The 24,230-nt window shown below is 70.2% G+C and carries 28 protein-coding genes; 14 read left to right on the top strand and 14 right to left on the bottom strand.

The window, feature by feature from the left end:
• Window positions 1-2 precede the first annotated feature (2 nt).
• Window positions 3-353, bottom strand: a complete 351-nt coding sequence (locus tag RM1_RS05630) for a DUF4873 domain-containing protein (protein WP_072750371.1) — start codon at window positions 351-353, stop codon at window positions 3-5.
• A 41-nt stretch (window positions 354-394) separates the two neighbouring features.
• The gene (locus tag RM1_RS05625; RefSeq protein WP_072750425.1) at window positions 395-1,135 is read right to left on the bottom strand and encodes a TetR/AcrR family transcriptional regulator; all 741 of its coding nucleotides are present in this window, start codon (window positions 1,133-1,135) and stop codon (window positions 395-397) included.
• Window positions 1,136-1,235: 100 nt separating this feature from the next.
• Here RM1_RS05625 and RM1_RS05620 point away from each other — a divergent pair, with 100 nt between their 5' ends.
• The 6 genes from RM1_RS05620 to RM1_RS05595 all read left to right on the top strand — a co-directional run bounded on the left by RM1_RS05620 (window position 1,236) and on the right by RM1_RS05595 (window position 6,390).
• The gene (locus tag RM1_RS05620; RefSeq protein WP_083576549.1) at window positions 1,236-2,507 is read left to right on the top strand and encodes a DUF445 domain-containing protein; all 1,272 of its coding nucleotides are present in this window, start codon (window positions 1,236-1,238) and stop codon (window positions 2,505-2,507) included.
• 83 nt (window positions 2,508-2,590) lie between these two features.
• Window positions 2,591-3,019: a helix-turn-helix domain-containing protein gene (locus RM1_RS05615; RefSeq protein ID WP_072750423.1), complete on the top strand. Its 429-nt coding sequence runs from the start codon at window positions 2,591-2,593 to the stop codon at window positions 3,017-3,019.
• Window positions 3,016-3,816, top strand: coding sequence for a heparin-binding hemagglutinin (locus RM1_RS05610; RefSeq protein ID WP_072750370.1), 801 nt, complete (start codon window positions 3,016-3,018; stop codon window positions 3,814-3,816). The genes RM1_RS05615 and RM1_RS05610 overlap by 4 nt, the downstream gene beginning before the upstream one ends.
• 74 nt (window positions 3,817-3,890) lie before the next feature.
• Entirely contained in the window at window positions 3,891-4,181 is a 291-nt protein-coding gene (locus tag RM1_RS05605; protein WP_027501186.1) for a DUF2516 family protein, read from the top strand.
• A 145-nt stretch (window positions 4,182-4,326) separates the two neighbouring features.
• Complete coding sequence (locus RM1_RS05600) at window positions 4,327-5,262, top strand: AurF N-oxygenase family protein (RefSeq protein WP_072750422.1); 936 nt, start codon at window positions 4,327-4,329, stop codon at window positions 5,260-5,262.
• A 99-nt stretch (window positions 5,263-5,361) separates the two neighbouring features.
• Window positions 5,362-6,390, top strand: coding sequence for an alpha/beta fold hydrolase (locus RM1_RS05595; RefSeq protein ID WP_072750369.1), 1,029 nt, complete (start codon window positions 5,362-5,364; stop codon window positions 6,388-6,390).
• 49 nt (window positions 6,391-6,439) lie between these two features.
• Here RM1_RS05595 and purU read toward each other — a convergent pair whose 3' ends face one another.
• From purU to RM1_RS05580, 3 genes are read right to left on the bottom strand one after another with little or no spacing between them, the layout of a single operon-like run.
• Window positions 6,440-7,327, bottom strand: a complete 888-nt coding sequence (gene purU / locus RM1_RS05590) for a formyltetrahydrofolate deformylase (protein ID WP_072750368.1) — start codon at window positions 7,325-7,327, stop codon at window positions 6,440-6,442.
• Between the two features lie 23 nt (window positions 7,328-7,350).
• On the bottom strand, window positions 7,351-8,181 hold the full coding sequence (locus RM1_RS05585; RefSeq protein WP_072750367.1) for a class I SAM-dependent methyltransferase: 831 nt from the start codon (window positions 8,179-8,181) through the stop codon (window positions 7,351-7,353).
• Window positions 8,182-8,217: 36 nt separating this feature from the next.
• Complete coding sequence (locus RM1_RS05580; protein ID WP_072750421.1) at window positions 8,218-8,739, bottom strand: GNAT family N-acetyltransferase; 522 nt, start codon at window positions 8,737-8,739, stop codon at window positions 8,218-8,220.
• 67 nt (window positions 8,740-8,806) lie between these two features.
• Between RM1_RS05580 and deoC the strand changes: the two genes are divergently transcribed.
• Window positions 8,807-9,478: a deoxyribose-phosphate aldolase gene (deoC, locus tag RM1_RS05575; protein ID WP_072750366.1), complete on the top strand. Its 672-nt coding sequence runs from the start codon at window positions 8,807-8,809 to the stop codon at window positions 9,476-9,478.
• A gap of 32 nt (window positions 9,479-9,510) precedes the next feature.
• On the opposite strand, the gene RM1_RS05570 is transcribed toward deoC, so the two are convergent.
• Entirely contained in the window at window positions 9,511-10,278 is a 768-nt protein-coding gene (locus tag RM1_RS05570; protein WP_072750365.1) for an LmeA family phospholipid-binding protein, read from the bottom strand.
• A 95-nt stretch (window positions 10,279-10,373) separates the two neighbouring features.
• On the opposite strand from RM1_RS05570, the gene RM1_RS05565 reads away from it, so the two are divergent.
• A complete protein-coding gene (locus RM1_RS05565; protein WP_143069393.1) occupies window positions 10,374-10,973 on the top strand; it encodes a type IV toxin-antitoxin system AbiEi family antitoxin domain-containing protein in 600 nt (199 codons plus the stop codon).
• 19 nt (window positions 10,974-10,992) lie between these two features.
• On the opposite strand, the gene RM1_RS05560 is transcribed toward RM1_RS05565, so the two are convergent.
• From RM1_RS05560 to RM1_RS05540, 5 genes are read right to left on the bottom strand one after another with little or no spacing between them, the layout of a single operon-like run.
• Window positions 10,993-12,789, bottom strand: coding sequence for an acyl-CoA dehydrogenase (locus RM1_RS05560; RefSeq protein WP_072750364.1), 1,797 nt, complete (start codon window positions 12,787-12,789; stop codon window positions 10,993-10,995).
• 41 nt (window positions 12,790-12,830) lie between these two features.
• Window positions 12,831-13,643, bottom strand: coding sequence for a class I SAM-dependent methyltransferase (locus RM1_RS05555; protein WP_072750363.1), 813 nt, complete (start codon window positions 13,641-13,643; stop codon window positions 12,831-12,833).
• A gap of 10 nt (window positions 13,644-13,653) precedes the next feature.
• Window positions 13,654-14,154, bottom strand: a complete 501-nt coding sequence (locus tag RM1_RS05550; protein WP_072750362.1) for a DUF2505 domain-containing protein — start codon at window positions 14,152-14,154, stop codon at window positions 13,654-13,656.
• A 59-nt stretch (window positions 14,155-14,213) separates the two neighbouring features.
• Window positions 14,214-14,717, bottom strand: a complete 504-nt coding sequence (locus tag RM1_RS05545; protein ID WP_072750361.1) for a DUF2505 domain-containing protein — start codon at window positions 14,715-14,717, stop codon at window positions 14,214-14,216.
• A gap of 50 nt (window positions 14,718-14,767) precedes the next feature.
• Window positions 14,768-15,271 (bottom strand): DUF2505 domain-containing protein, encoded by a 504-nt coding sequence (locus RM1_RS05540; RefSeq protein WP_072750360.1) that lies wholly within the window; start codon window positions 15,269-15,271, stop codon window positions 14,768-14,770.
• On the opposite strand from RM1_RS05540, the gene RM1_RS05535 reads away from it, so the two are divergent.
• Together RM1_RS05535 and RM1_RS05530 are read left to right on the top strand one after the other, a co-directional pair.
• Window positions 15,270-16,385 carry a UDP-N-acetylmuramate dehydrogenase gene (locus tag RM1_RS05535; protein WP_174562921.1) on the top strand — a complete coding sequence of 372 codons (1,116 nt, stop codon included), beginning with the start codon at window positions 15,270-15,272 and terminating at the stop codon, window positions 16,383-16,385. The genes RM1_RS05540 and RM1_RS05535 overlap by 2 nt on opposite strands.
• A 77-nt stretch (window positions 16,386-16,462) precedes the next feature.
• Window positions 16,463-17,668 carry a L,D-transpeptidase gene (locus RM1_RS05530; RefSeq protein ID WP_092667744.1) on the top strand — a complete coding sequence of 402 codons (1,206 nt, stop codon included), beginning with the start codon at window positions 16,463-16,465 and terminating at the stop codon, window positions 17,666-17,668.
• On the opposite strand, the gene RM1_RS05525 is transcribed toward RM1_RS05530, so the two are convergent.
• Window positions 17,661-18,566, bottom strand: coding sequence for a LysR family transcriptional regulator (locus RM1_RS05525; protein ID WP_072750359.1), 906 nt, complete (start codon window positions 18,564-18,566; stop codon window positions 17,661-17,663). The genes RM1_RS05530 and RM1_RS05525 overlap by 8 nt on opposite strands.
• Before the next feature lie 72 nt (window positions 18,567-18,638).
• On the opposite strand from RM1_RS05525, the gene dapA reads away from it, so the two are divergent.
• The gene (gene dapA / locus RM1_RS05520) at window positions 18,639-19,535 is read left to right on the top strand and encodes a 4-hydroxy-tetrahydrodipicolinate synthase (RefSeq protein WP_072750358.1); all 897 of its coding nucleotides are present in this window, start codon (window positions 18,639-18,641) and stop codon (window positions 19,533-19,535) included.
• 112 nt (window positions 19,536-19,647) lie between these two features.
• On the opposite strand, the gene RM1_RS05515 is transcribed toward dapA, so the two are convergent.
• On the bottom strand, window positions 19,648-20,271 hold the full coding sequence (locus tag RM1_RS05515; RefSeq protein WP_072750357.1) for a class I SAM-dependent methyltransferase: 624 nt from the start codon (window positions 20,269-20,271) through the stop codon (window positions 19,648-19,650).
• Window positions 20,272-20,623: 352 nt separating this feature from the next.
• Here RM1_RS05515 and RM1_RS05510 point away from each other — a divergent pair, with 352 nt between their 5' ends.
• The 3 genes from RM1_RS05510 to RM1_RS05500 are packed head-to-tail and all read left to right on the top strand — an operon-like array spanning window position 20,624 to window position 23,174.
• Window positions 20,624-22,114: a PPE domain-containing protein gene (locus RM1_RS05510; protein ID WP_072750356.1), complete on the top strand. Its 1,491-nt coding sequence runs from the start codon at window positions 20,624-20,626 to the stop codon at window positions 22,112-22,114.
• Window positions 22,111-22,869 carry an ESX secretion-associated protein EspG gene (locus RM1_RS05505; protein WP_072750355.1) on the top strand — a complete coding sequence of 253 codons (759 nt, stop codon included), beginning with the start codon at window positions 22,111-22,113 and terminating at the stop codon, window positions 22,867-22,869. Before RM1_RS05510 ends, RM1_RS05505 begins: the two co-directional genes overlap by 4 nt.
• Window positions 22,866-23,174, top strand: coding sequence for a hypothetical protein (locus RM1_RS05500; protein WP_072750354.1), 309 nt, complete (start codon window positions 22,866-22,868; stop codon window positions 23,172-23,174). The genes RM1_RS05505 and RM1_RS05500 overlap by 4 nt, the downstream gene beginning before the upstream one ends.
• A gap of 2 nt (window positions 23,175-23,176) precedes the next feature.
• On the opposite strand, the gene RM1_RS05495 is transcribed toward RM1_RS05500, so the two are convergent.
• On the bottom strand, window positions 23,177-24,229 hold the full coding sequence (locus RM1_RS05495) for a DUF2804 domain-containing protein (protein WP_072750353.1): 1,053 nt from the start codon (window positions 24,227-24,229) through the stop codon (window positions 23,177-23,179).
• Between the last annotated feature and the right edge of the window lies 1 nt (window position 24,230).

Genomic DNA, 24,230 nt, shown 5'->3' with positions numbered 1-24,230 from the left:
GATCAGAGCAGGCCCTCGGTGTCCTCCATCGCGGCGAACGGCCGACCCGACCTGCCCTCGATCATGTGGCTGCCCCACAGGTCGATGGAGGACACCGTCGCGATGCCCGAGCCCTCGGGGGTCTCGATCTCCAGCTCAGCGCCTGGCCCGACCCTCACGCCGTCGGGCATCGACTCCGCGAGCTTGCGGACCCGACCCTGCCAGAGGTAGCGACCGCTGATCGGCTCGAAATGGCCGACCAGCTGGACGTCGAGCGCGAGGGTGGGGTGCGCGCCGACGGTGACCAGTGCCCTGCCGGAGTAGCCGTCCGGTTCGCCGTGGTCCTCGCCGGTGTCGGCGCTGAAGTCGCTCACCCCACCAGATTACCTGTTACTTCAGGTAACACAAGACTGTGTCAGAGGCCCTCGGGTGCGTCCCCGCGGAGCAGCGGGTGCGGATTGGCGTTGAAGCGGGCGGGGGAGCCGGCGACCTCCGCGATCCCGGTGATGCCGCCCCAGGTCATCATCGTCAGGTAGTCGATCAGGTTCTCGGCGGTCATCGACTTGTTGGAGATCCACCAGTGGGTGGCGAGCTGAACGGCGCCGACGATCCCGTAGGCCCACGGCAGCGACCCGCCGGAATCCATCTCCATCAGGCGCAGCCGCTCGCCGAGGACGGCGGAGAGCAGCTCGGCGATCATCCGCTCCGATTCGGCGACGACGTCGCGGTTGCCGCCCGCGCTGTTCGCCATCACGTAGAGGTACACCTCCGGATCGGAGGCGACCGTCTCGACGTACGCGGTGATCGCCATCCGCGCCAGCTCGTACTCGTCCATGTCGCTGCCGATCGCGGCGTACATCCGCGGCGCGAGCACGGTCTCGACGTAGCGCATCATGGTGGCGCTGGTCAGGTCGTTCTTGTCGTTGAAGTACCGGTACAGGACGGTCTTGGAGACGCCGATCTCGGACGCGATCTCGTCCATGCCGATGTCACGCCCGCGCACCCGGATGGCCGCGATGGTCCCGTCGACCAGTTCCTCGCGGCGCGCGATCTTGTGTTCGCGCCACCGCCGCTTGCGGCCGTCCGGCTTCTCGGTCTTGGCCTCGGTCTCGGTCTGATCGGGGTCCTGTGCTGTTGGCACTGAGTTCTTGGGCACTGGGTTCGCCACATCCGTTCGGTTGATCTCCTGCACAGTTTAGGCGGGGGGTAGGGAGAGGACCGACGATTGCCCCGGCGTGGCCCGGAGATTCGGCACAATGGGCATGGTGCAGTTGCTCACCGTCGATGACGCCGCGAAGAAGCGGGACCTCCGCCGGATGAAGGCCCTCGCCACGGGGTTCCTCGTCCTGGCCACCGTGGTGTACCTGGTGTCCCGTTGGCAGGAGACCAAGGGTGCCCCGGAATGGGTCGGCTACGTGCGGGCCGCGTCCGAGGCAGGCATGGTCGGCGCGCTGGCGGACTGGTTCGCCGTGACCGCGCTGTTCCGGCATCCGCTCGGGCTGCCGATCCCGCACACCGCGATCATCAAGAAGAAGAAGGACCAGCTCGGTTCGAACCTGAGCAGCTTCGTCGGGCAGAACTTCCTCGCGCCCGACGTGGTGTCGCAGAAGGTGGAGGCCGCGCAGGTCCCGCTGCGGGTCGGCACCTGGTTGGCCGAGCCTGCCCACGCGACGCGGGTGGCCGCGGAGACGGCGACGATCCTGCGCGGATTCGTCTCGGTGCTCCGCGACGAGGACGTCCAGCAGATCATCGACAGCACGATCGTCCGCAGGCTCGCCGAGCCGGCCTGGGGGCCGCCGATCGGCAAGGTGCTCGCGGAGTTGATCAAGGAGAACCGCCAGCTGCCGCTGCTCGACCTGCTCGCGGAGCGGGCCCACCAGTGGGCGCTCGGCAGCCAGGACACGATCGACCGGATCATCGATCGGGACAGTCCGGCCTGGTCGCCGAAGTTCGTCGACGCGCTGCTCGGCGAGAAGATATACAAGGAACTCGTGGAGTTCACCTGGAAGGTGCGCTCGAACCCGGAGCACGAGGTTCGGCTGGCCGCCAACCGCTTCCTCGTCGACTTCGCGAACGACCTGCAGAACGACCCGGCGACCATGGCCAAGGCCGAGAAGGTCAAGGCGGAGATCATGGGGCGCAAGGAGGTCACCGGTGCCGCCGAGGCGGCGTGGAAGGTGGCCAAGCGGATGATCCTCGAGTCCGTCGACGACCCGAACAGCACGTTGCGGGCCAAGACCCGCGACACCGTCATGCGGCTGGGCGAGCGGCTGCGCGACGATGCCGAGCTGCGCACCAAGGTCGACGGCTGGCTCGACAGCGGGGTGCGGTACATCGCCGCGAACTACACGGAGGAGATCACCGGTGTCATCACCGACACGGTTGCGCGCTGGGACGCGGAGGAGGCCAGCCGCAAGATCGAGCTGCAGGTCGGGCGGGATCTGCAGTTCATCCGGATCAACGGCACCGTGGTCGGCGCGCTCGCCGGGTTGACCATCCACACCGTCTCGCAGCTGCTGTTCACCTGACCGTAGCCCGCTGCTAACAAGAGTGCTTGCAATAGTTAGCACGCTCCCGTACCGTGGGAATCACCCACCAGGTAGGGAGTGTGATGTCCGACGAAACGCCCGCCGGCGACAGTGCCGGTGACGTGGCCGCCAGGGTGGTCAGCTCCGCGGCACAGGACATCGGCAGCTTCATCAAGTCGCAACGGGAGGCCGCGCAGGTGTCGTTGCGGCAGCTCTCGCAGCTCGCCGGCGTCAGCAACCCCTACCTGAGTCAGATCGAGCGTGGGTTGCGCAAGCCCTCGGCAGAGGTGCTAGGGCAGATCGCGAAGGGACTCCGCGTGTCCGCGGAGGTGCTCTACATGCGGGCTGGATTTCTCGAAGATCGCCCAGCCAGTCCGGTGCGGGACGCCCTGCTCTCCGATACCTCCGTCACGGAGCGACAGAAGCAGGTCCTCCTTGAAATCTACGAATCGTTTCGGCGCGAGAACAACCCGCGTCTCGACCCCCAGCCCGAAAAGGAGAACCAAGAATGACTGAACTCAAAGGTCTCGACAGCGTGAAGACCCCGTTGTACGCCGCCGTCGGCGCGGGCGACGTGGTCGTCCAGGCCGTCGCCGACGTCGTCGCGCAGGTGCGTTCGCGCGCCACCGCGAACGGCGAGGAGGCCCTCACGGTCGACGCCGCCCGCGAACGCTTCGAGAAGCTGACCGGCGACCTCACCGAGGGCGTCGAGAGCCTCCGTGAGCGGCTGGCGGGCCTGCCGTCCGAGCTGCCCGAGGAGCTCGCCGAGCTGCGCGAGAAGTTCACCGCCGAGGAGCTGCGCAAGGTCGCCGAGGCGTACCTGAAGGTCGCGACCGACATCTACACCTCGCTCGCCGAGCGTGGCGAGGAGACCGTCGAGCGCCTGCGCAAGCAGCCCGCCGTCGAAGAGGGCATCGAGCGTGCCGAGTCGGTGCTCGGCGATGCCGCCACCCTCACCGAGGAGGCCCTCGGCACCGTGGCCCGTCAGACCCGGGCCGTCGGCGAGCAGGCCGCGAAGCTGGCCGGCCGCGCCGCGGAGCGCATCAGCGATGTCGCCGACGAGGTCAGCGACGCCGTGACCGAGGCGGGCGAGAGCGTCGCCAGCCGCTTCGTCGGCGCGGGCGAGAAGGCCGAGTCCACCACCAAGACGGCCGCGGCCAAGGTCGACACGGCCGCCACCAAGGCGCCCGTGAAGAAGGCCCCGGCCAAGAAGGCTCCGGCCAAGCCCGCCGCCGCGAAGCCCGCCGCGACCGCGACCGCGGCCAAGGCTCCGGCCAAGAAGGCCCCGGCCAAGAAGGCCACCAGCTGACGGTTCGCACAGCTGAATCGAGTTCGGCCCCCGCACATCACGGTGTGCGGGGGCCGAACTCGTAGGATGGATACATGCCGACCGTCAACGGCCTCACCGGCCTGATCATGCTCGCGCTCCAGCTCGCCGCCATCGCGGCGGGCGTCTTCGCGGTCTTCCACGCGATCCGGCAGCGTACTGACGCCTTCACTGCCGTCGACAAGCTGAGCAAGCCGATCTGGCTTGGCATCCTGCTGGTCGCGCTGCTGGTGCTGCTGCTGCCCTTCGGGATGCTCTTCTGGATGATCGCGGTCGTGGCGATCTGCGTGTACCTGGTCGACGTGCGGCCGCGGGTGGACGAGGTCCAGCGCGGACCGCGCTGGTAGTCGCCGCCGCGACAGGCCGATCGCAGGGAAAATTGTCTGCGAATATCAGTTACATATAACCCTTGACAACAGTCATTCCCGCCACGCATCCTTGAGGTGAGGCGATACCGGCGCGCGTCGCCGGATCCGATGCCGAGGAGTGGCGATGTCGATCATTCACGAACGCAAGGCCGTGAACAGGTCCGGATCACGCCTGGCCAGGGCGGGAGAGCGGCAGGATACGGCGAGCCGTCTGCTCGCCTCGGCGGCCAGGAAGTCCTACGACCCCCTCGTCGAGATCGACTGGGAGGCGCCCATTCCGGCGGGCCTCTACGGCATGACACCGGAATGGTCCAGCCTCTACGGCACCGACCTGTGGGAGTCGATGACCGAGGACCAGCGGATCACGCTCACCACGCACGAGGCCGCGAGCGTCGCGGGCACCGGGATCTGGTTCGAGATGATCCTCATGCAGATGCTGGTCCGCGACATCTACTCGCACGACCCGTCCGAGCCGCACGTGCAGTTCGCGCTCACCGAGATCGCCGACGAGTGCAGGCACTCGACGATGTTCGCCAGGTCGGCGCAGCGTTTCGGCGTCCCGTCGTACCGGCCCAAGCGGTGGATCCGCGAGTCGGCGCGCGCCTTCAAGGCGACGGCCACCGGCTCGCTCGCCTACGGCGGCACGTTGTTCGCCGAGGAGATCCTCGACATGATGCAGCGCGACTTCATGAAGGACGAGCGGGTGCAGCCGATCACCAGGACGGTGAGCAAGATCCACGTCCTCGAGGAGGCGCGGCACATCAAGTTCGCCCGAGAGGAAACCGTCAGGCGCGTCGACGGCATCTCCCGGTTCACCAGGGCACGGATCCGGTTGCTGCTCGGCGTGACCGCCTACTTCATCGTCACCAGCCTGGTCAACGACAAGGTGTACGAGGCCGCGGGCCTGGACCCCAAGCGAGCCCGCGCCGCGGCGAAGGCCAACAAGCACTACCACGACATGCTCCGCGAGGGCAGCGCGAAGACCGTCGAATTCCTGAGCGAGGTCGGGTTGGTCGGCGGGCCGTCGAAGCTCCTGCTGCGCAGGGCGCACATCATCTAGCCCCGCCGAGACCCGGCGCGACGCGGCGCACCGCGCGCCGTCCCGGGGCACCGGCGGTTCCCCAATCGAGAACACACAAGAGACCACGGAGGTGGACAGGTGACGGCACAGTCACGGGGTTCGAAGCGACGGATCCTCGTCGGAGCGGCGGCCGGAGCGGCGATCATCGGGGTCGGCGCGGCCGTGCGCTCCCGTCGGAACAGGTCGAGCGCATCGTTCGTGGCCGAGCCGAACCCCGCGCTGAGCGATCCCGTGCACCGGCCCGAGACCATCACCGCGACCTCGGCGGACGGGCACCCGATCCACGTGGTCGCCTACGGCGATCCCGAGGCGCAGCCCATCGTGCTCAGCCACGGCTGGACCTGCTCGACCGCCTTCTGGCACCCGCAGATCAACGCGCTCGCCGACGACTTCCGCGTCATCACCTACGACCAGCGCGGGCACGGGCACACCGAGCTCGGCCGCCATCCGCTCAGCACCGACCTGCTGGCCGACGACCTGGCCGCGGTGCTCGACGCCGCCGTGACCGGCGACAAGAAGGCCGTCGTGGTCGGCCACAGCATGGGTGGCATGAGCATCATGTCGTGGGCCGGCAGGTACCCGGAGCAGGTGCGGGCGAAGGCAAGCGCGGTGATGCTGGCCAGCACCGCCACCGACAGCCTGGTCGCCGAGTCCACGCTGATCCCGCTCTCGCAGCGGCTGCCGACGATCCCGCCGCCGGTTGGCCGGGTGCTGCTCGGCTGGCGCAGCTCGATGCGGGTCGACACGCCCGCCACCCGCCGAGTCATCCAGTACGCGGCGATGGCGCCAGGGTCGACGCGCGAGGAGGTCGAGTTCTGCACCCGCATCGTGCTCGACTGTCACGGCCGCACCCGCGGCGGCTGGGGTGCCGCGCTGAGCATGCTCGACATCCGCGCCGCGCTGGAGAACCTGACGGTGCCGACCACCGTGCTGGTCGGGACCGCCGATCGGCTCACCCCGCAGTCGCATTCGCGGCGGATCTCGGAGGTCCTGGACGAGGCAGGCCACCTGCAGCGGCTGATCCGGCTGCCCGCGATCGGTCACATGAGCACCGTCGAGGCCCCCGCCCCTGTCAACGACGAGATCCGCCGCCTCGCCCGACTGTGAGCGATCTGCACCCCGACCGGGGTGCAGATCGCGCACGGGCGCGGGGCGCCTAGCTGAAGACGACGGTCTTGCGCCCGTGCACGAGCACCCGGTCCTCCAGGTGCCAGCGCAGGCCGCGCGCGAGCACGAGCTTCTCGATGTCGCGGCCCTGGCGCACCATGTCGCGGACCTCGTCGGCGTGGTCGACCCGGATCACGTCCTGCTCGATGATCGGCCCGGCGTCCAGTTCGGCGGTCACGTAGTGGCAGGTCGCGCCGATCAGCTTCACGCCCCGCGCGAAGGCCTGGTGGTAGGGCCGGGCGCCGACGAAGGACGGCAGGAAGCTGTGGTGGATGTTGAGCGCGCGGCCCGCCCAGTGCTCGCACAGCTCGGCGGGCAGCACCTGCATGAAGCGGGCCAGCACCACCGCGTGCGGATCGTGGGCGTCGACCAGTTCGCGAACCCGGTGGAACGCGGGGCCGCGCTCGGCCGGGTCCTTCGGGAACGGCACGTAGTGGAAGGTCAGCCCGTGCGCTTCCACGACCGGCGCCAGGTCCATGTGGTTGCCGATGACCGCGCAGATGTCCGCGGGCAGCTCGCCGCCGGCGGCACGGCCCAGCAGGTCGTGCAGGCAGTGTGCTTCCTTGCTCACCAGCAGCACCACGCGCTTGCGTTCGGACGAATCCTGCAGCGTCCATTCGGTCTCGGGGCCGAGCTCGGCGGCGACCGCGGTGAACGCGGTGCGGAGTTCGTCGATGCTCATGTCGATCGAGGAGGCGCTCACGGCCTGCCTGGTGAAGAACCAGCCGCTGTCGGCGTCGGCGTGGTACGCGGCCTCGACGATGGATCCGCCGACCTCGGCGAGGAACGTGGAGATCCGGGCAACGATGCCGGTGCGGTCCGGGGTGCCCAGCGAGAGCACGAAACGACGGTCGTCTTCGGTGGCAGGCGAGCTCATGGACTCAGTGTCGCAGGTGCCGGTCAGCGGTCGACGACTGCCGTGGCCACGAGGGTGCCGAGGTCGAGCGTCTCGATGTCGCGCTCGGTCAGCAGCGCAAGGAACTCGAGCCGGATCGATTCGACGGTGCCGGGGTCGAGGCCGGCGAGGGTGCCGCGCAGCACGCTGCCCAGCACCAGTCCCCAGACCAGTTCGGGGGTCGCGGGCAGCCAGTTGGACAGCTCGTTGATCTCGATGGCGGAGGTGCCGAATCCGGCGAGCCAGCTGCTCAGGCTGTCGACGGTGTCGAGCTTGTCGAGTGGGTTGCCTCGGTTGTCCCGGGAACCGGCGTCGAAGCCGGGCACGTGCCGGCCGACCGCGTCGAAGTAGGCCCCGGCGTAGTCCTCGAGGGCGCCGCGGCGCCACGACGTGACGCCGACCTTGCCGCCAGGGCGGACCAGGTTCACCAGCCGGTTAACCGACTCGTCCATGTGCGGGAGGAAGAACACCCCGTAGGAGCTGGCCAGCGCGTCGTAGCCGGCCTCGGGGACCGTGCTCGGCGGCTCCCATTCGGTGGCGTCGGCATGCACGAAGTCGATGTTGTGCATGGCGCGGTCGGACGCGAGCAGCCTGCCCTCCTCCAGCAGGTCGTCCGCGAGGTCGACGGCGTGCACCAGGCCGTCCGGCCCGACCGCGGCGGCCGCGGGCAGCGCCGAGGCGCCTGCGCCGCAACACACGTCGAGCACCGCGTCGCCCGGCCGCAGCCGCAACTGGAAGGTCAGCGCCTGCCCGGCCGGACCCCAGATCTGCGGGGTCAGCCAGGTGAACTCGGCCGCACCGGCGTTGAACACGGCGGCAAGCTCCTCGGCGCTCATACGGACACGGTAGCCGCGGATCCCGTCACCGCGCGTTCACTCCTCGTAGAACGGCTCCGCGTAACGGAATTCGCCCGCGAGGTCCGTGGTGTAGGCGGACAGCGGCCGAACCTGGAAGTGCGAGACCCAGTCCGGGATGCCGGGGTCGATGGCCAGCGTCGACCCGGGCACGAACCCGAACCGCGGGTAGTAGTCGAGGTGCCCGAGCAGGGCGACCAGCGGTTCGTCGAGTGCGTCGGCCGCCCCGAGGACGGCGTGCATCAGTGCCGCCCCGATCCCGTGGCCCTGGTGCTGCGGCGGTACCCCGATCGGCCCGAGGGCGAGTGCCGGGCGGCCTGCGACGGTTGCCCTGGTCAGGCAGACGTGCCCGCGGACCTCGCCGTCGATCTCGGCGACCACGGACAGCGCTGGCAGCCACGCCCCGGACGCCCGCAACCGCGCGACCAGACCGGCCTCCATCGGTTCGTCGGCGCCGGGCGGGATCTGATCGGCGAAGGCGGCGCGGTGCACCGCCGCGATCGCGTCGACATCGGCGGGGAGTTCGCGTCGGATCAGCACCACGGCAGTGTGGCGGGCGGCGCGGTGGCAGCGCAACCGGATTTGTCGCTGTGCCAAGCTCTTCGGTATGCCTGACGCCCCGCTGACCCGAGACCGGGTCGCCCAGATGGTCGACCACACCCTGCTCAAGCCCGAGGCCACGCCCGCCGATGTCGACGCGCTGATCGCGGAGGCCCGCGACCTCGGCGTGTACGCGGTCTGTGTGTCGCCGTCGATGCTGCCGGTGCGGGCCGAGGGGCTGACCGTCGCCGCCGTCGCGGGGTTCCCGTCGGGCAAGCACCACTCCCTGATCAAGGGGGCGGAGGCACGGCTCGCGGTGGAGCAGGGCGCGCGCGAGATCGACATGGTGATCGACGTGGGTGCGGCGGTCGCGGGTGACTACAACGCGGTGCTCGCGGACATCCTCACCGTTCGAGAGGGGATCGGGGAGGCGACCGTGCTGAAGGTGATCCTCGAGTCCGCGGCGCTGTCCGACGAGGCGATCGTCGAGTGCTGCCGGGCCGCCGAGCTGGCGGGGGCGAACTTCGTCAAGACCTCGACGGGCTTCCACCCGGCCGGCGGGGCCACCGCGGCCGCGGTGCGGCTGATGGCAGGCACCGTCGGTGGCAGGCTCGGCGTCAAGGCGAGCGGCGGGATCAGGACCGCGGACGCCGCGCGGGAGATGATCGAGGCGGGCGCGACCAGGCTGGGCCTGTCAGGTACCCGGGCCGTGCTGGACGGGTTCGCGCCGGCCGGGTAGCGCGCCCGCCACCCGGCCGTCGCGAACGCGGCTCAGCTCAGCAGGGAGCAGCCGCCGCCGGTGGCCTGCGCCTCGGGGGAGGCCTCCGGCATCGTGTAGGCGCCGCCTGCCATCGACATCTGCAGTCCGTCGTCGGTGATGGTCAGCGACGTCGGCGACATCCCGAGCGGGAGCGTCTGCAGGCTGGCGCCGAGCACGTCGACGATGCCGCTGACCAGGTCGGTGGGCAGCCCGAGCCCGAGGACCGAGGCCTCGACGGTCTCGATGTCGACCTTTCCGTCCACGACCTGTGGCCGGACGGTCAGCTCCGCGAGCCCGATGACCTGGAACGACAGCGTGCCCCGGGTCGGGTCGGAGGTCACCCCGGAGACCAGCTGCCCGAAGGGCTGGGCCTGGATGGTCGCGAGGATGCCTGCGGTTGACCAGTCCACGTCGGCGGTGGAGCTGCCGATCGTGCCGCCGGTGTCGGTCAGCTTGATGTCGTTGACCTTCGCCGTGACGTGCATGTCCTTGGCGGGGCCGAAGCTGGAGTCGTCGCTGGTGATCTTGATGTACGGGACGTTCTTGTCGACCGCCTGCAGCAGCACGGGCTTCCAGCTCAGATCGACGTCGACCTGGGAGCCGAGCTCGCTCGAGAACTGGTCGGCCATGCACTGCTTGATGTTGTGCCGCACGAAGAGCTCGGCGGCGATCAGGGCCGCGACCAGCGCGGCGATCACGATGAGGACGATCAGCAGGACGCGGTTGTTTTTCGATCCGGGACTCGTGGACCGGTACGAAGTGTTCGCGGGGGAGGCCATTACACGGATTCTTCCCCAGAAGTCTGTGGGGGATCTGAGAACGCGCTGCGAGAATTCCCTGTGATCCACGCCACAGTCGCACGTACTGTGGCGTCATGGACGACGGGGTCGTGCGGCGCCATAGGGAGCGCGAGCGGGGCCTGTTCGAGTGCGCGCGCGAACAGGCCGGGTATTTCACCGCCGGACAGGCGCGCGCGCTCGGCTTTTCGCCGGGGGAGATCGGCCGCGCGCTCGGCGCGGGCGCGTGGGAACGCGTCGACAGGGACCTGTTCCGGTTGTCGCCGTGGCCGCACAGCGACCTGGAGGACGTGGCGCGGCGGTGCGTCCAGTTCCATGGCGCCGTCGTCTCGCATCAGAGCGCGGCCGAGCTGTACGGGCTCGGTCACGTGCACCCGCAGTTCCTGCACGTGACCGCGAGCGCGTCCGTGCACGTCCGGACGGACCGGGTTGCGGTGCACCGCGCCGACCTGGGGCCTGCCGACTGCGAACACACCGGCGCCTTCCTGATCACCACCCCGCTGCGGACGGTGCTCGACCTGGCCGAGGGCGGGGTCTCCCAATGGGTGCTCGACGAGGTGGTCGGCGACGCGCTGGCCATCGGCCGGCTCGACCGCGCGGCGCTGGAGGCAGGCGCGGCGGGGCAGACGGTCCGGGTCGAACGCCGGGTCGGCCGGGCGCTGGCCGCCTGGGCCTGACCCGGCCCGCCGGGTCAGATCAGAACCAGGCGTCCCGCATCTCCAGGGTGGTCCGGTCGAGCGAGGCGAGCAGCGCCAGCTGCGGGCCGGTCCTTGGCAGCTCGTACCGGAAGAAGTACCGGCCTGCCTGCCGCTTGCCGTCGTAGAAGTCGCCGGTCTTGCCCTCGCAGGCGAGCATCTGCTCGAGCCAGATCCACGCGACAACCAGGTGCCCGACCGCCTCCAGGTAGACCGAGCTGTTGGCAAGGGCCGCGTCGACGTCGCCCGACGCGAACAGTCCCGCGGTGACCTTGCCGACCTGGCCGAGCACCTCGTCGAGCTGCTCCGCCAGCTCCGCGAGCTCGCCGCCGGTCTCCGCGGCGTCCGCGATGGTGCGGCCGACGGACTCGCTCAGCAGCCGCAGGCTGATGCCGCCCTGCTGGGTCACCTTGCGGCCCAGCAGGTCAAGGCCCTGGATGCCGTGGGTGCCCTCGTGGATCGGGTTGAGCCGGTTGTCGCGGTAGTGCTGCTCGACGTCGTACTCGCGGGTGTAGCCGTACCCGCCGTGCACCTGGATCGCGAGGTTGTTCGCCTCGAGGCACCACTGCGACGGCCAGCTCTTCGCGATCGGGGTGAGGATGTCGAGCAGCAGCCCGATCCGGTTGCGCGCGGACTCGTTGGCCGCGATGCGCTGCTCGTCGACCATCCGCATGCAGAACATCTCCAGCGCCAGCGCGCCCTCCACGTACGACTTCTGGGCCAGCAGCATCCGCTTCACGTCGGCGTGCTCGATGATCGGGACCGGCTTGGCGCCAGGGTCTTTCGCCGCGACCGGCCTGCCCTGTTCGCGCAGCCGGGCGTAGTCGAGCGACTTGAGGTAGCCGGTGTAGCCGAGCGCGGTCGCACCGAGGCCGACGCCGATCCTGGCCTCGTTCATCATGTGGAACATGTAGGACAGGCCCCGGTTGGCCTCGCCGACCAGGTACCCGACGGCGCCCGCCTGGCCGCCGGGGGTGTGGGTGCCGTCGCCGAAGTTCAGCACGGTGTTCGTGGTGCCGCGGTAGCCCATCTTGTGGTTCAGCCCGGCCAGCGTCACGTCGTTGCGCTCGCCGAGGCTGCCGTCGGACTCCACCAGCAGCTTGGGGACGATGAACAGCGAGATGCCCTTGGTGCCCTCGGGCGAGCCAGGAATCTTGGCCAGCACCAGGTGGACGATGTTCTCGGCCAGATCGTGCTCGCCGCCGGAGATCCACATCTTGTTGCCGAACAGGCGGTAGCTGCCGTCGGGCTGCGCCTCGGCGCGGGTCACGATGTCGCCGAGCGAGGACCCCGCCTGCGGCTCCGACAGGCACATGGTGCCGAAGAACCGGCCCGCGACGAGCGGCTTGGCGTAGGTCTCGATCTGCTCCTGGGAGCCGTGCGCGAGCAGCAGGTTCGCGTTCCCGATGGTCAGCATCGGGTAGGCGGCGGTGCCGACGTTCGCGGCCTGGAACCAGGCGAAACAGGCGCCGGTGACCGTCGCGGGAAGCTGCAGCCCGCCGGCCTCGTACGCCATGCCCGCGCCCATCAGGTCCGCCTTCACGAACGCGTCGAGGGCCTGTTTGGCCTCCGGGATGATGGTGACCTGGGTGCCGTCGAAGCTCGGCTCCTGTTCGTCGCCCTTCTTGTTGTGGGTGGCGAAATGCCGGGTGGCGAGCTGCTCGCTGAGATCGAGCACCGCGTCGAAGGTGTCGCGGGAATGCTCCTGGTAACGGGGATCGTCCGTCAGCGCCTCGACGTCGAGCCATTCGTAGAGCAGGAAGTCGAGGTCTCTCCGCGACAGCAGGGTCGAACGCATTCTCACAGGTCCCTTCGCAGGTGCTTCGGTCACCGACAAGGCTAGATCGCCGGGGCGACCAGCGACCACGGGACCGTCAGCACGCAGTCGCGGAGGCGCCTGCGCGGGACCTCGAGGGGCACGCCCTGCTGCCGCAGCAGCTGGGCGGCGGCCCGCCAGCGCACCCTCGGACCGAACGGGGCGTGCGGGGCCGCCGTCGCCCACGCCCGGTCGGCCGACTGCAGCAGCTCGTACACCGGTTCCCCCGGCACGTTGCGGTGGATCAGGGCCTTCGGCAGCCGTTCGGCGATGTCGCTCGGCCGCTCGACGTCGAACGGGTCCCAGGCGAGGGTCAGCGACAGCGGACGGTCCGCATCGAGCAGGACCCAGGCGCAGCGCCTGCCCAGCTCGTCGCAGGTGCCGTCGACCAGCAGTCCGCCGGGGGCCAGCCCTGACTGCAGCTTGGCCCATGCGCCCGCGACGGCGTCCTCGGGGTACTGGCGCAACACGTTGAACGCGCGGATGAGCACCGGGTTCAGCCCGGCCAGCTCGAAGCCGCCGCGCGCGAAGCTGACGCCGTCGCGGGCCTCGACCACCCGTGCGGGATCGATCTCCAGCCCGACCACCCGGATGTCGCGGCGGACGGTGCGCAGCCGGGATGCCAGCTCGAAGGTGGTGTGGGGGCGGGCGCCGTAGCCGAGGTCGACGACGAGCGGGTCGGCGGCCGAGTGCAGCGTGTCGGCGACCGCGGCCCGGTGCATCAGCCAGCGGTCGCTGCGGCGCAGCCGGTTGATGCCGGTGGTGCCGCGGGTGATGACGCCGTCCGGTTTGGTGGAACCCGGGCTCGCTCCGCGGGTTCCGCTCGGGCGGGACACGACGTTCGGTTTACTGCTCGGCGAGCCAGTCCGCGGTGACCTGGGCTTCTGTGCGGAACAGGTCGACGAGGTTGACCAGCATCAGCTGCTCGAGCTTGCCGCCGACGAAGGGGATGAACACCTTCGCCTCGGACGAGGTCCGCAGCGTGGAGCCGGTGTCGGTGCCGAACAGCGCCATGGTGCCGCTGAGGCTGCCCGGGCCCGCCGGGATGGATGCCGAGTAGGTGCCGGTGACTTCGTCGCCGAAGGCGCTGTAGTGCTCCTTGCGGGTGATCACCATGTCCTTCTTCATCACGGTCTGCGCGATGTCGGGCAGGGTGTCGCGCGGGATGATGTGGTGGAAGACGAGGTCGATGCCGTCGTCGCCGACCTCGAAGCTCTCGACGTGATTGTCGGAGAACTTGCGGAGCTCGACCATCCGCGCTTCCCAGTAGTCCCGGTTCGTCAGGGCGGAGTACACCTTCTCGGCGGGATGGGTGTAGCGGGCGGAGTAGTCGATGCGGCGAGCCATGACCGGCAAGGGTACCGGCTCGCCGCATCGCCGGGCTCATCCGCCCGGGATCACCGCGGTCAGGCGTTGGCGGCGACCCACTCTTCGACAACTTCCTGGTCGCGGCCGAGGATGCCCAGGATCTGGTCGGCGACCATGCCCTCGATGGCGCCACCGATGAGCTTGACGTTCACGTCGACGTCGCCCTCGATGCGGAGGGTGGAGCCCTCGGGGGTGTCGACCAGGCTCGCGGTGCCGGTGGCGTTGATCGGGATGCCGGTGGCGACCGCGCTGAAGGTGCCCTCGGCCTTACCGTCGACCAGGGGACCCCACGCCTCGCTGCGCACGATCGACACGTCGCCCTTGATGACCTTGGTGACCAGGGAGGGGAGCTGGCTGGTGTCGATGGCCTGCGCCAGCCCCACGTCGATGGTGCCCTCACCGGTGGTGAGGTGGTCGAGGGTGAGGCCCTTGTCGGCGCCGTTCTCGGCACGCTGGTTCCAGAAGCGTCCGTCGACGAGCGTGCGGTGCACGATCTCGGCGGGCAGTGAGTAGTTGGCGGTGAACTCAATTCGGCGTGACATGCACCGCAATTTACATTGGTGCCACGCTTGTCACACCTGCCCCATCCGGATCAGCCGTTGGCGGCGATCCAGCCCTCGGTGAACCCGTGCTCGGCGTCGAGGAGTTCGACGACCTGCTCGGCGATGACGGCCTCGATCTTGCCGCCGATCAGCGGCAGCTTCACCTCGACCCGGCCGTCGAGCGTGATGGCGGAGCCGGTGCCCTCGGGAGCCAGGGTGAGCGTGCCGGTGACCTCGCCGGGCAGGCCCTCGACCCGCGCGCTGAAGGTGCCGGTTGCACGCCCGCCGACCAGGGCGCCCCAGGTCTCGGTCCTGGTGATGGTCAGGTCACCGGGGCGGATCTTGGACACGATCGGCGGGAGGTGCTCGGCGGGGATGGCCTGCGCCATCTCCACGTCGATGGTGCCCTCGCCGGTGACCGCATGGCCGAGCTCGGCCCCCTCGCCGCCCACCTCGGCCAGGCGGTCGCGCCAGTACCGCTCGCTGGTCAGGGCCCGGTGCACCCGATCGACGGGTTGAGGGTAGGACGCGGAATGCGGAATGCTGCGGGCCATGTTCGGCAGGCTACCGTTTGACCCCGTGCAGGCATTGAGTGTTATCGCGGCGGATTTCGGGGCCGAGCTGAGTGAGGGCGTGCCGCTGTCGCGGTTCACCACGCTGCGGCTCGGTGGGCCCGGACGGGCGATGCTCACCTGCCGCGACACCGACGCGCTGGTCGGCGTGGTGCGCGCGCTCGACGCGGCTGGCACCCGCACGCTCGTCCTCGGCGGCGGATCCAACCTGGTGATCGCCGACGAGGGCGTCGACGCGGTGGTGGTGCGGGTGGCCAACGACGCGATCCGGCTCGGCCCCGACTCTGTGCTGGCCGAGGCGGGCGCGGTGTGGGACGACGTCGTCGCGCGGACCGTCGAGGCCGGCCTCGGTGGCCTCGAGTGCCTGTCCGGGATCCCCGGGTCCGCCGGCGCGACGCCGGTGCAGAACGTCGGGGCCTACGGGGTGGAGGTCGGCACCCTGCTGCGGCGGGTGCAGTTACTGGACCGCGGGACCGGTGAGGTGCGCTGGGTGACGCCCGACCGGCTCGGCCTCGGCTACCGGACCAGCGTGCTCAAGCACTCGGACGCGGCGCTGGTGCTGGCGGTGGAGCTGGACCTGCGCCCCGACGGCCTGAGCGAGCCCCTGCGGTACCGCGAGCTGGCGAATGCCATGGGGGCCGAGGAGGGCGAGCGCCGCCCGGCGGCGAAGGTCCGGGAGGTGGTCCTCGGGCTGCGCGCCGGCAAGGGCATGGTCCTCGATGCCGCCGACCACGACACCTGGAGCGCCGGGTCCTTCTTCACCAACCCGGTGCTCCCCGGCGATCGGCTGCCGACGGTCCTGGCGGCCATCGCCGCCCGGCTCGGCGACGACGTGCGGGTGCCGCAGTTCCCTGGCGACGCGGGAACCAAGCTGTCGGCCGGCTGGCTGATCGAGCGGGCCGGGTTCACCAAGGGGCACCCGGGGCCGGACGCGGCGGCGCGGCTGTCCACCAAGCACACGCTGGCCCTGACGAACCGGGGGAGCGCGTCGACCGCGGACCTGTTGGCGCTGGCCAGGGAGGTTCGGGACGGGGTGCAGGACGCCTTCGGTGTCAGGCTCGAGCCGGAGCCCGTCACCGTCGGCTGCGCGATCTGACCTGGTCTTCCGCAGGTCGAGCAGTCGGCTGAGGCGCGGGCCACATCGTCCGCGCAGGTACCGTGGCCTGCGTGGTAATCCAGCGTGTTCGGACAAGTAAGGTCCGCGGATTCTCGTCGATCGTCGTGTTGCTCGCGGCGGTCGCGGTGCTCGCGGGCTGCACCATCGGCGGCGGGGACGGGAAGCCGGTGGCGGCGAGCGGACCGGTCGCGGCGGTCACCCAGGTGCCCGCGGCGGGCGCCGAGGACGTCAGCCCGACGGCGCCGGTCTCCGTGACCGCGACGCGCGGCACGCTGCAGGGGATCGCGCTCACCAACGAGGCGGGCAGGCCCGTGCAGGGCGTGCTGTCCCCGGACAAGGCCACCTTCACGGTCTCCGAACCGCTCGGCTACGGCGCGCGCTACACCTGGTCCGGCGGGGCGGTCGGTGCCGACGGCAAGACCGTGCCGGTGCAGGGGTCGTTCACGACGGTGGCCCCGCAGTCGACGATCTCCGCGAACACGAACATCGCCGACGGTCAGCAGGTCGGTGTCGCGGCCCCGATCATCCTCAAGTTCAGCGACCACGTCGAGGACAAGGCGGCGGTGGAGAAGGCACTCACCGTGACCACCAACCCGCCGACCCCCGGGTCGTGGGCCTGGCTGCCCGACGACAACGGGTCTCGCGCGCACTGGCGTCCGCAGAACTACTGGGCGCCCGGCACCACGGTGAACCTCGCGGCCAACCTGTACGGCGTCGACTACGGGGACGGGGCGTACGGCGCCGAGGACCTGAGCCTGAACTTCACCATCGGGCGCAGCCAGATCGTCAAGGCGGACGCCCCGAGCCACCGCATGCAGGTGGTGCGGGACGGCGCGACGGTGATGGACCTCCCGGTCAGTTACGGCGAGGGCAACGAGGACCGCAACGTGACCCGCAGCGGCGTCCACGTGGTCAGCGAGAAGCACGAGGACTTCCTCATGTCGAACCCACCCTTCTACGAGAACGTCCGCGAGCGGTGGGCGGTGCGCATCTCCAACAACGGTGAGTTCATCCACGCCAACCCCGAGACCACCGGCGTGCAGGGCGCGGCCAATGTGACCAACGGCTGCATCAACCTCTCCCTGAGCGACGCCCAGGAGTACTTCGGCACCGCGCTGTACGGCGACCCGGTCGAGGTCACCGGGACCCGGATCGAGCTGTCCGCGGCGGACGGCGACATCTACGACTGGGCGATCGACTGGGCCGCGTGGCAGGAGATGTCGGCGCTGCCCGCCGGTGGCGCGGCGGTTCCGGTCAGCTGACGTCGGCGCCGGAGAGCAGTTCCGCGACCACGGCTCGGATGGCCGGGCTGGCGTCGGCGCTGCGTCTCCACGCTGCCGAGACCTCACGCATGGGCGGGGGTGTAAGGGCGCGGGTGACGAGGTCGTCGCCGAGGGCGGGCCTGGCGAGGCGGGGAACCAGGGCGATGACCGCGCTCGTGGCGACGAGTGACAGCTGGGTCGCGAAGTCGTCGACGAGGTGACGGACATCGGGTTCGCCTGGCTGGTCCGAGACCAGGCGTCGGAACCACTGGTGACAGACCGTGCCGGGTGGACTCGTCACCCAGGCAAGGCCTGCGACGTCCGCACTGGTCAGCGGTTGTCCGGCGGCGGCGAGCGGGTGGGAACGGTGCATCACCAGGTCGCCGAGATCGGTGTGCAGGTGTCGGTGGACCAGCGATGCGGGCAGCCGGGGCGAGAGCCCGTCGGCGTCGTGGATGATCGCCAGGTCCGCCGTGCCCGCCGCGACCGAGTGCAGCGCCTGGTCGGGATCCTGCTCGGTGACCTGCAGGCGCAGGTCGGGGCAGGCGGTCGCCAGGCTCGGCAGGTGCGGGGCCAGCAGTCCCCGGATGGCGGTGGAGAAGGCGGCCACCCGCAGCACCCCGCTCGGGGTGCCGTCGGCGACGGACCGGGCCGCCTCGGCGCAGCGCTCCAAGGACTGGAAGACGTCGGGGGCGGCGTCGAGTAGCGCCTGACCGGACGGGGTCAGGACGACACCGCGCCCGGCGGGCGCGAGCAGCGCGACGCCGATCTGACGTTCGAGCCGTTTGATCTGCTGGGAGACGGCCGAGGCGGTGAATCCGAGCTCGTCCGCTGCCCGGGCGATGGTCCCGAGGGCGGCAACCGACCGCAGCGCGCTCAGGGACCCGACATCGATCATGAAGTCAGGCTACGCATTATTGGCAAAAAAGCATCGCTGGACCGATGTGAACGGGATGGGCAGGATCGCCCCATGACCGATTCCCGTGAGACAGCGCAGACGTTGTTCGGCTCGAACCTGGTCGCGATGGTGACCCCGATGGGGGCCGACGGCTCCGTCGACCCCAAGGGGGCGGCGAGCCTGGTCGACCACCTCCTGACCACCCGATGCGACGGGATCGTGGTGGGCGGCACCGCAGGCGAGGCGCCCACGTTGACCGCGGCCGAGATGGTCGAACTGGTGTCGGCGGTGGCGGGCAGGGCGCGGGGCCGGGCACGGGTGATCGCGGGCGTCGGCACCTACGACACGGCCGCGAGCGTGGAGCGGGCGCGGCGGGCCGAGGCCGCGGGCGCCGATGCCCTGCTCGTCGTGTGTCCCTACTACTCCCGGCCGACCCAGGCCGGGGTCGTTGGCCACTGCCTGGCGGTAGCCGATGCGACCGACCTGCCCGTGATGCTCTACGACGTCCCGGCGCGGACCGGCATCTCCATGGAGACCGACACGCTGATCGAGCTCGCCAGGCACCCGCGGATCCTTGCGGTCAAGGACGCCAAGGAGGACCTCTTCGACGCCATGACCGTCATGGCCGCCACGTCGCTCGCCTATTACTGCGGTAGCGACGAACTCAACCTGCCCTACCTGTCGATCGGGGCCTGCGGGGTGGTCAGTGTCGTGGGGAACATCGTCGCCGACCGGAACGCGGACCTGATCCGGGCCGTCCGAGGCGCGGATCTCGACTCCGCCCTGGCCATCCAGCGGTCCCTGCTCGGCCTGACCGCGGCCGTGATGCGGACCTCGCAGGGCGCCATCATGGCCAAGGCGGCGCTGGCCGAACTGGGCATCATCGAGCACGCGACGGTCCGCATGCCCCTGCTCGAATCGCCTGCGCCGGACCTCGCCAGACTCCGAACAGCGCTCGCGGAGGTCTGAATTCGAGTTGGAACCGAATCGGCCCGGGCCGTGTCGAGAAGGGGTGACCGGCTGAAGCTGCGGCCTGGTGAGGCTGTGGGCAGCCCGGTGCGGCGGCCCAGACCTGAGGCGCTCAATCCTCGAGGGGCGCGGTGACCCCTAGCGAGAGGGCGCCCATGATCTTCGGGGCTCCCTTCTCGTAGAACATGTCCAGGTCGCGGATATCGAATCCGGCGGCGCGCACGAGGGCGGGGATCTCACGGGTGAGATGACAGCCGCCCGCGACGACCTTCTGGATCGGTTCGAAGCGGTACTGCCAGCGTCGGACCTTCTCGTGCGGGGCGAGCCCGTGTTCGACGAAGTGCAGCGTGCCGCCGGGCTTGAGAACCCGGCGCACCTCGCGCAACGCGGCGTCCACATCGGGGATCGTGCACATCGTCCAGGTGGACAGCGCGCTGTCGAAGGTGTTGTCGGGAAATGGAAGTGATTGTCCGTCCAGGCCGGAGCGTTCGACGGGCACGCGGGAGGTAGCGAGTCGTTTGCCTGCGAGCTTCCAGCCGAGGTCGGCTGGTTCGACGGCGCTGACGGAATCCACGGTTGCCGGGTAGAACGGGACATTGAGTCCGGACCCGAACCCGATCTCCACGACACGGCCGTGCAGGCCGGCGCACACCCGCTGCCGTGACGCTTCGGTGAGCGACATCCCGCACGTGATGTCCACCAGCCGTGGGACGATCTGATCCCCGTAGAACCCCATGACAGCCTCTCTACTCCTCGTGGCTCCCGCCGTCCAGAACCACACAATTCTGCGAGTCGGCCGAATTTGCACGGAACCTGACGGCTCGGCGGCGCGTCTATTGAAGGTAAGCCGTCAGAACTGGGCCCGGCGGGGAGTATCGCGCACACGGGGGTGGACGCAGGTTGCCGAGGTGCAGCCTGTGGCGCATTGATGCTGCTCGGGACAGCTTCGAGGCGGTGGCCGGCGGGGCAGCTGTGGAGGGGTGAGCTGCCCCGCCGGGTTTCTCGTGACCCGGATGGAACCGATCGGGGAGATGCTGCGTCTATCTAGGGTGGACCGGTATCGGTCGGGGCCGATGGGGGGATCTGAGATGTCGTTTTTGCCGAGCCTGGACGAACTGAAGGGGTCGATGGGCGACCTGGCCTCGGGCGCCCTCGACGACCTGAGTGATCTGACACGCGACCCAGGCAACAAGATCATCGACGTGGTGTCCGGCTACGACATCGCCGAGGGCAACCGCGTCGAGGACCGGCAGGAGGCCGGCAACGCCGAGCGTTCCGCGCTCTACGGACGGCAGGACGGTCTCAGGGCCGAGTTCGGTGGCGGGTACGAACCGCCGTCCGTGGTGCCCGACAGCTTCGATTCGATGTCGCACGAGGCCATCAAGTCCGCCGTCGACGCGATGAGCGCGGACCCGATCCGGGCGAGCGCCGAGGGCTGGGCGAAGATCGGATCCTCGCTCGGCGAGGGCCTCGCCGAGTTCAATCAATTCATCTCGAACGAGATCACGGGCAAGTGGGAGGGCGTCGCCGCCGACGCCGCGGTGGCGGCTACCGCGGCCTACGTCGCCGATTCCGACGAGCTCGCGGTGGCGGGCAGACTCGTGGGGACGAAGGTCGCGGAGGCGGCGACCGGTATCTCGCAGGTCAAGGCGACCATGCCGGCCGTCGAGGCGACCTCCGCGCTCGAGAGCCTCGTCAACGTCGCGCTTCCCTCCGTCGGGATGGTCAAGCAGCTGGTGCACGGTTCGGACGAGGCCCGTCAGCAGGCGATCCAGATCATGAAGACCGTCTACATGCCGGTGATTCAGCAGGCCGACACCAACGTCCCGATCTTCCCCCGGCCGGGGGACCACACACCGCCACCGCACCTGACGCCCGACTCGACGTCCGGCGGGCCGGGTATCGGGGGACCGTCCGGCTACAACCCCTCCGGCTATACCGGACCGGGGGATGCGCCGGTCGCCCCGACGCGGCAGGGCGTCGGGAACGATCCCGCGGCCGGGTCGCCCGGCGCCGACCCCTCCGACCCGAACGCGGGCGCGAACCCGCTGTCGCCGGACGGCTCCGGCGCCGACGGCTCGAATTCGCCATTCGCGCAGACCGATCCGTCCTCCGCGTGGACCGCTCCTGCGGCCGCGGGCGGTGCCGACGGGACGGGCAGTGGGCCCGGTACCGGCACAGGTACCGGCAGTGGTGCCGGCACCGGATCGGGAGGGCACGGCGCGGCGGGTTCCGCGTCGGGGCTCGCCGCGGGCGGTGGATCCGGCGCGTCATATGGCGCGGGCGGAGGTCTTGGCACCGCGGGCGGCCTGGGCGGCGCCGGGCGCGGACCGGGCGGCGGGATGGGGATGCCGGGAGCGGCCGGTGGTGCGCCGGGTGCGGGCGGAGCCGGCGGTGGTGCCGCGGGCGCCGCGGGCCGTCCCGGCGCGATGGGCGGTGGCATGGCGCCGGGCGGCGCCCGCGCGAACGGCGATGACGACACCGAGCACAAGACGCCGAGCTACCTGGTCAACGTCGACAACGGCAACGAGCTGGTGGGCAGGCTCCCGAAGGTCGCGCCGCCGGTGATCGGCGGATGAGCGACGGTCGGTGGCGCCTGACGGCCCTCGAGTTCACGGTCCTGTGGGAGCGATTCGGCCGGGACCGCCTGCCGTACCCGTTCCAGTTCCGCGGCACCGCGGCCACGGACGAGGAGTTCCTGGCAGACCGACGGGCGGCCGCGCAGAAGGTCGTGTCGATGCTCGACGAGGGCCTGTACGAGGCGCTGGTCGCCTTGGCCGAGCCCGCGGTCCGGATCGAGCTGTGCGGATTCCGCGGCACCGGGCTCGAGTCGATGATCAGGATGCACGCCGGGATCAGGCAGTCCGTCGCGGCCGTGGCCGTTCAGCTGCCGGGCCCCGACCTGCACGCCGGTGCCGATGTCCTGCTGGCATCCGCTCCCGTCGCGCAGCTGGGAACATTTGTGGCCCAATCGATTCCGCCGGTCGTTCCGGGACGGCGCCGGGGAGTGTCGGTGCCGAGGGTGGTGGCGCCGGTGAGCGGTGGCTCCGTCATGCAGCCGGCGAGCGGGGCCCGCGGAAGCGCGGAGCGGGACGAGTTCTTCCGGCGTCCGCGCACGGGGCTGGGCGAGATCACGGTCTTCGCGGGCCCCGCCTACGACAACCGGCCGACCGGTGACGGCCAGGGCTTCCACTGGATGGACTTCGCCGAGGACGGGCGCTACCTCGTCCGGGGTTCGGACATCGTCAGTGCGCTGCCCGCCCGCGGTGAGGACATCGCCGCCGAGGTTCAGCGACTCGTCGGCGTCGTGAGCGCAGGGGCGGTCGGCCGATGAGACCGACACGGCGCGAACAGGACCGGACCGAGGCGGCCGACGCGCCACCGAGCTTCCGGGACCGGTTCATCTGCCTCGAACTGCGCTTCTCGCTGGGAATCGAGGAGACCACCGGGCGCCACTACCTGGCCATCCCCGCGGCAAACGGCGTCGCGGAGGCGGAGGAGTTCTACGAGATCGACGCGCGGACGCACGAGCGTTTTGCCGCGGACCCGGGGTCAGCGGCCGAGTTCATCCGCCGCTGCAGGAACCGGGAACTGGACGCCCTGCTGATCCTCGACCCGGGGCCTGCCGGCGGCGCCTGAGCTCACCAGCGGTTGCGGACCTCCTCCGCGAAGCCGAGCAGGTTCGCGATCTCGATCCTGCTGCCGTCGTCGAGGACGACGTGACCACTGAACCGCCCGAACACCTGGTGCTGGATGGAGCGCAGCACCAGGAGATCGGTGCTGGCCGCACGGTCGAGGATCGGCTCGAAGGTCATGTCGAACCGGCCGTCGTTGCTGGTGAAGGTCCACGGCGCGCCATCGAAGGTGCCCCGCGGGAGGTGGAAGGTCACCTCGTCCAGCTTGTGCGCGCGACCGTCGACGAACACCATGTTCTCGGTGGCGGCGGAGGTGTCGCCGAAACCGTGGCCGATGTTGAACCCGAACGGCTTTCCGTCGACGAGACCAGACGCCGAGCCCCAGTACCAGGTGTTGTCGTAGGTCCAGACGCCGCGGCCCCAGTCGAACACGCCGAACGCCGACCCCGGGTCGAAGGCGAACGGCCGCCCGCCGACCACGATCTCACCGCTCGCGGACAGGCAGTTGATCTTCTGGTTGTAGTAGAAGGCCTTGGGCGCCTTGTGGAACGGCGTGGCGACGACCATCCGGTCGGGAGCGGAGCCCGCGGAGCGACCGGAGGACACGGCTGGCGGCTGCGCGAGCAGGAGCTCACCGCTCAACCCGCGACCGTCGTCGAACCCCGGGTGGTCGATCTCGAGCAACCGGCCATCCTCGGTGTGCCGGAACGCGATCCGCAGGCCCCTGTGGGAGGCCACCACGTCGCCGGCGTCGGCACTGGCGGGCAACGCCATCGAGCCCATCGGGAAGGGCAGCATCACGTTCTCGGTCACCTCGGCGCGAGCCCCGAGGTCGAGCCACGACACGCCGAGCAGGCCCATGTAGCCGTTGTCCGCGACCGTCAGTGCGAGGCCGACCTCCTGCGTGAGGACGCAGTAGTAGTCCCACTCCTTGATCCGGAACCGGGGCGAGGCGACGGCCCGCCGGTCGTAACGGCGGACCTCCGACGTCGCCCAGCCCGCTTCCGCGAGCCGGCCGCGGTCGTCGAGCAGCGGGCCCGCGGTCAGCCGGTGCTGCACG

It is taken from the genome of Rhodococcus maanshanensis NBRC 100610 (genome assembly GCF_001894865.1).
Lineage (GTDB): Bacteria > Actinomycetota > Actinomycetes > Mycobacteriales > Mycobacteriaceae > Rhodococcus_G > Rhodococcus_G maanshanensis.
The sequence above is the reverse complement of the archived record's forward strand: the minus strand, read 5'-3'. Positions and strand labels throughout refer to the sequence as shown.

What these genes read in the sequence shown, in the direction of transcription:
- dapA (WP_072750358.1), top strand. Translation starts at nt 18,639, where the DNA reads ATGACCGATTCCCGTGAGACAGCGCAGACGTTGTTCGGCTCGAACCTG.
- RM1_RS05610 (WP_072750370.1), top strand. Translation starts at nt 3,016, where the DNA reads ATGACTGAACTCAAAGGTCTCGACAGCGTGAAGACCCCGTTGTACGCC.
- RM1_RS05570 (WP_072750365.1), bottom strand. Translation starts at nt 10,278, where the DNA reads ATGGCCTCCCCCGCGAACACTTCGTACCGGTCCACGAGTCCCGGATCG.
- RM1_RS05545 (WP_072750361.1), bottom strand. Translation starts at nt 14,717, where the DNA reads ATGTCACGCCGAATTGAGTTCACCGCCAACTACTCACTGCCCGCCGAG.
- RM1_RS05565 (WP_143069393.1), top strand. Translation starts at nt 10,374, where the DNA reads ATGGACGACGGGGTCGTGCGGCGCCATAGGGAGCGCGAGCGGGGCCTG.
- deoC (WP_072750366.1), top strand. Translation starts at nt 8,807, where the DNA reads ATGCCTGACGCCCCGCTGACCCGAGACCGGGTCGCCCAGATGGTCGAC.
- RM1_RS05535 (WP_174562921.1), top strand. Translation starts at nt 15,270, where the DNA reads ATGTTCGGCAGGCTACCGTTTGACCCCGTGCAGGCATTGAGTGTTATC.
- RM1_RS05620 (WP_083576549.1), top strand. Translation starts at nt 1,236, where the DNA reads ATGGGCATGGTGCAGTTGCTCACCGTCGATGACGCCGCGAAGAAGCGG.
- RM1_RS05550 (WP_072750362.1), bottom strand. Translation starts at nt 14,154, where the DNA reads ATGGCTCGCCGCATCGACTACTCCGCCCGCTACACCCATCCCGCCGAG.
- RM1_RS05505 (WP_072750355.1), top strand. Translation starts at nt 22,111, where the DNA reads ATGAGCGACGGTCGGTGGCGCCTGACGGCCCTCGAGTTCACGGTCCTG.
- RM1_RS05515 (WP_072750357.1), bottom strand. Translation starts at nt 20,271, where the DNA reads ATGGGGTTCTACGGGGATCAGATCGTCCCACGGCTGGTGGACATCACG.
- RM1_RS05600 (WP_072750422.1), top strand. Translation starts at nt 4,327, where the DNA reads ATGTCGATCATTCACGAACGCAAGGCCGTGAACAGGTCCGGATCACGC.
- RM1_RS05605 (WP_027501186.1), top strand. Translation starts at nt 3,891, where the DNA reads ATGCCGACCGTCAACGGCCTCACCGGCCTGATCATGCTCGCGCTCCAG.
- purU (WP_072750368.1), bottom strand. Translation starts at nt 7,327, where the DNA reads ATGAGCTCGCCTGCCACCGAAGACGACCGTCGTTTCGTGCTCTCGCTG.
- RM1_RS05540 (WP_072750360.1), bottom strand. Translation starts at nt 15,271, where the DNA reads ATGGCCCGCAGCATTCCGCATTCCGCGTCCTACCCTCAACCCGTCGAT.
- RM1_RS05560 (WP_072750364.1), bottom strand. Translation starts at nt 12,789, where the DNA reads ATGCGTTCGACCCTGCTGTCGCGGAGAGACCTCGACTTCCTGCTCTAC.
- RM1_RS05500 (WP_072750354.1), top strand. Translation starts at nt 22,866, where the DNA reads ATGAGACCGACACGGCGCGAACAGGACCGGACCGAGGCGGCCGACGCG.
- RM1_RS05585 (WP_072750367.1), bottom strand. Translation starts at nt 8,181, where the DNA reads ATGAGCGCCGAGGAGCTTGCCGCCGTGTTCAACGCCGGTGCGGCCGAG.
- RM1_RS05510 (WP_072750356.1), top strand. Translation starts at nt 20,624, where the DNA reads ATGTCGTTTTTGCCGAGCCTGGACGAACTGAAGGGGTCGATGGGCGAC.
- RM1_RS05615 (WP_072750423.1), top strand. Translation starts at nt 2,591, where the DNA reads ATGTCCGACGAAACGCCCGCCGGCGACAGTGCCGGTGACGTGGCCGCC.
- RM1_RS05525 (WP_072750359.1), bottom strand. Translation starts at nt 18,566, where the DNA reads ATGATCGATGTCGGGTCCCTGAGCGCGCTGCGGTCGGTTGCCGCCCTC.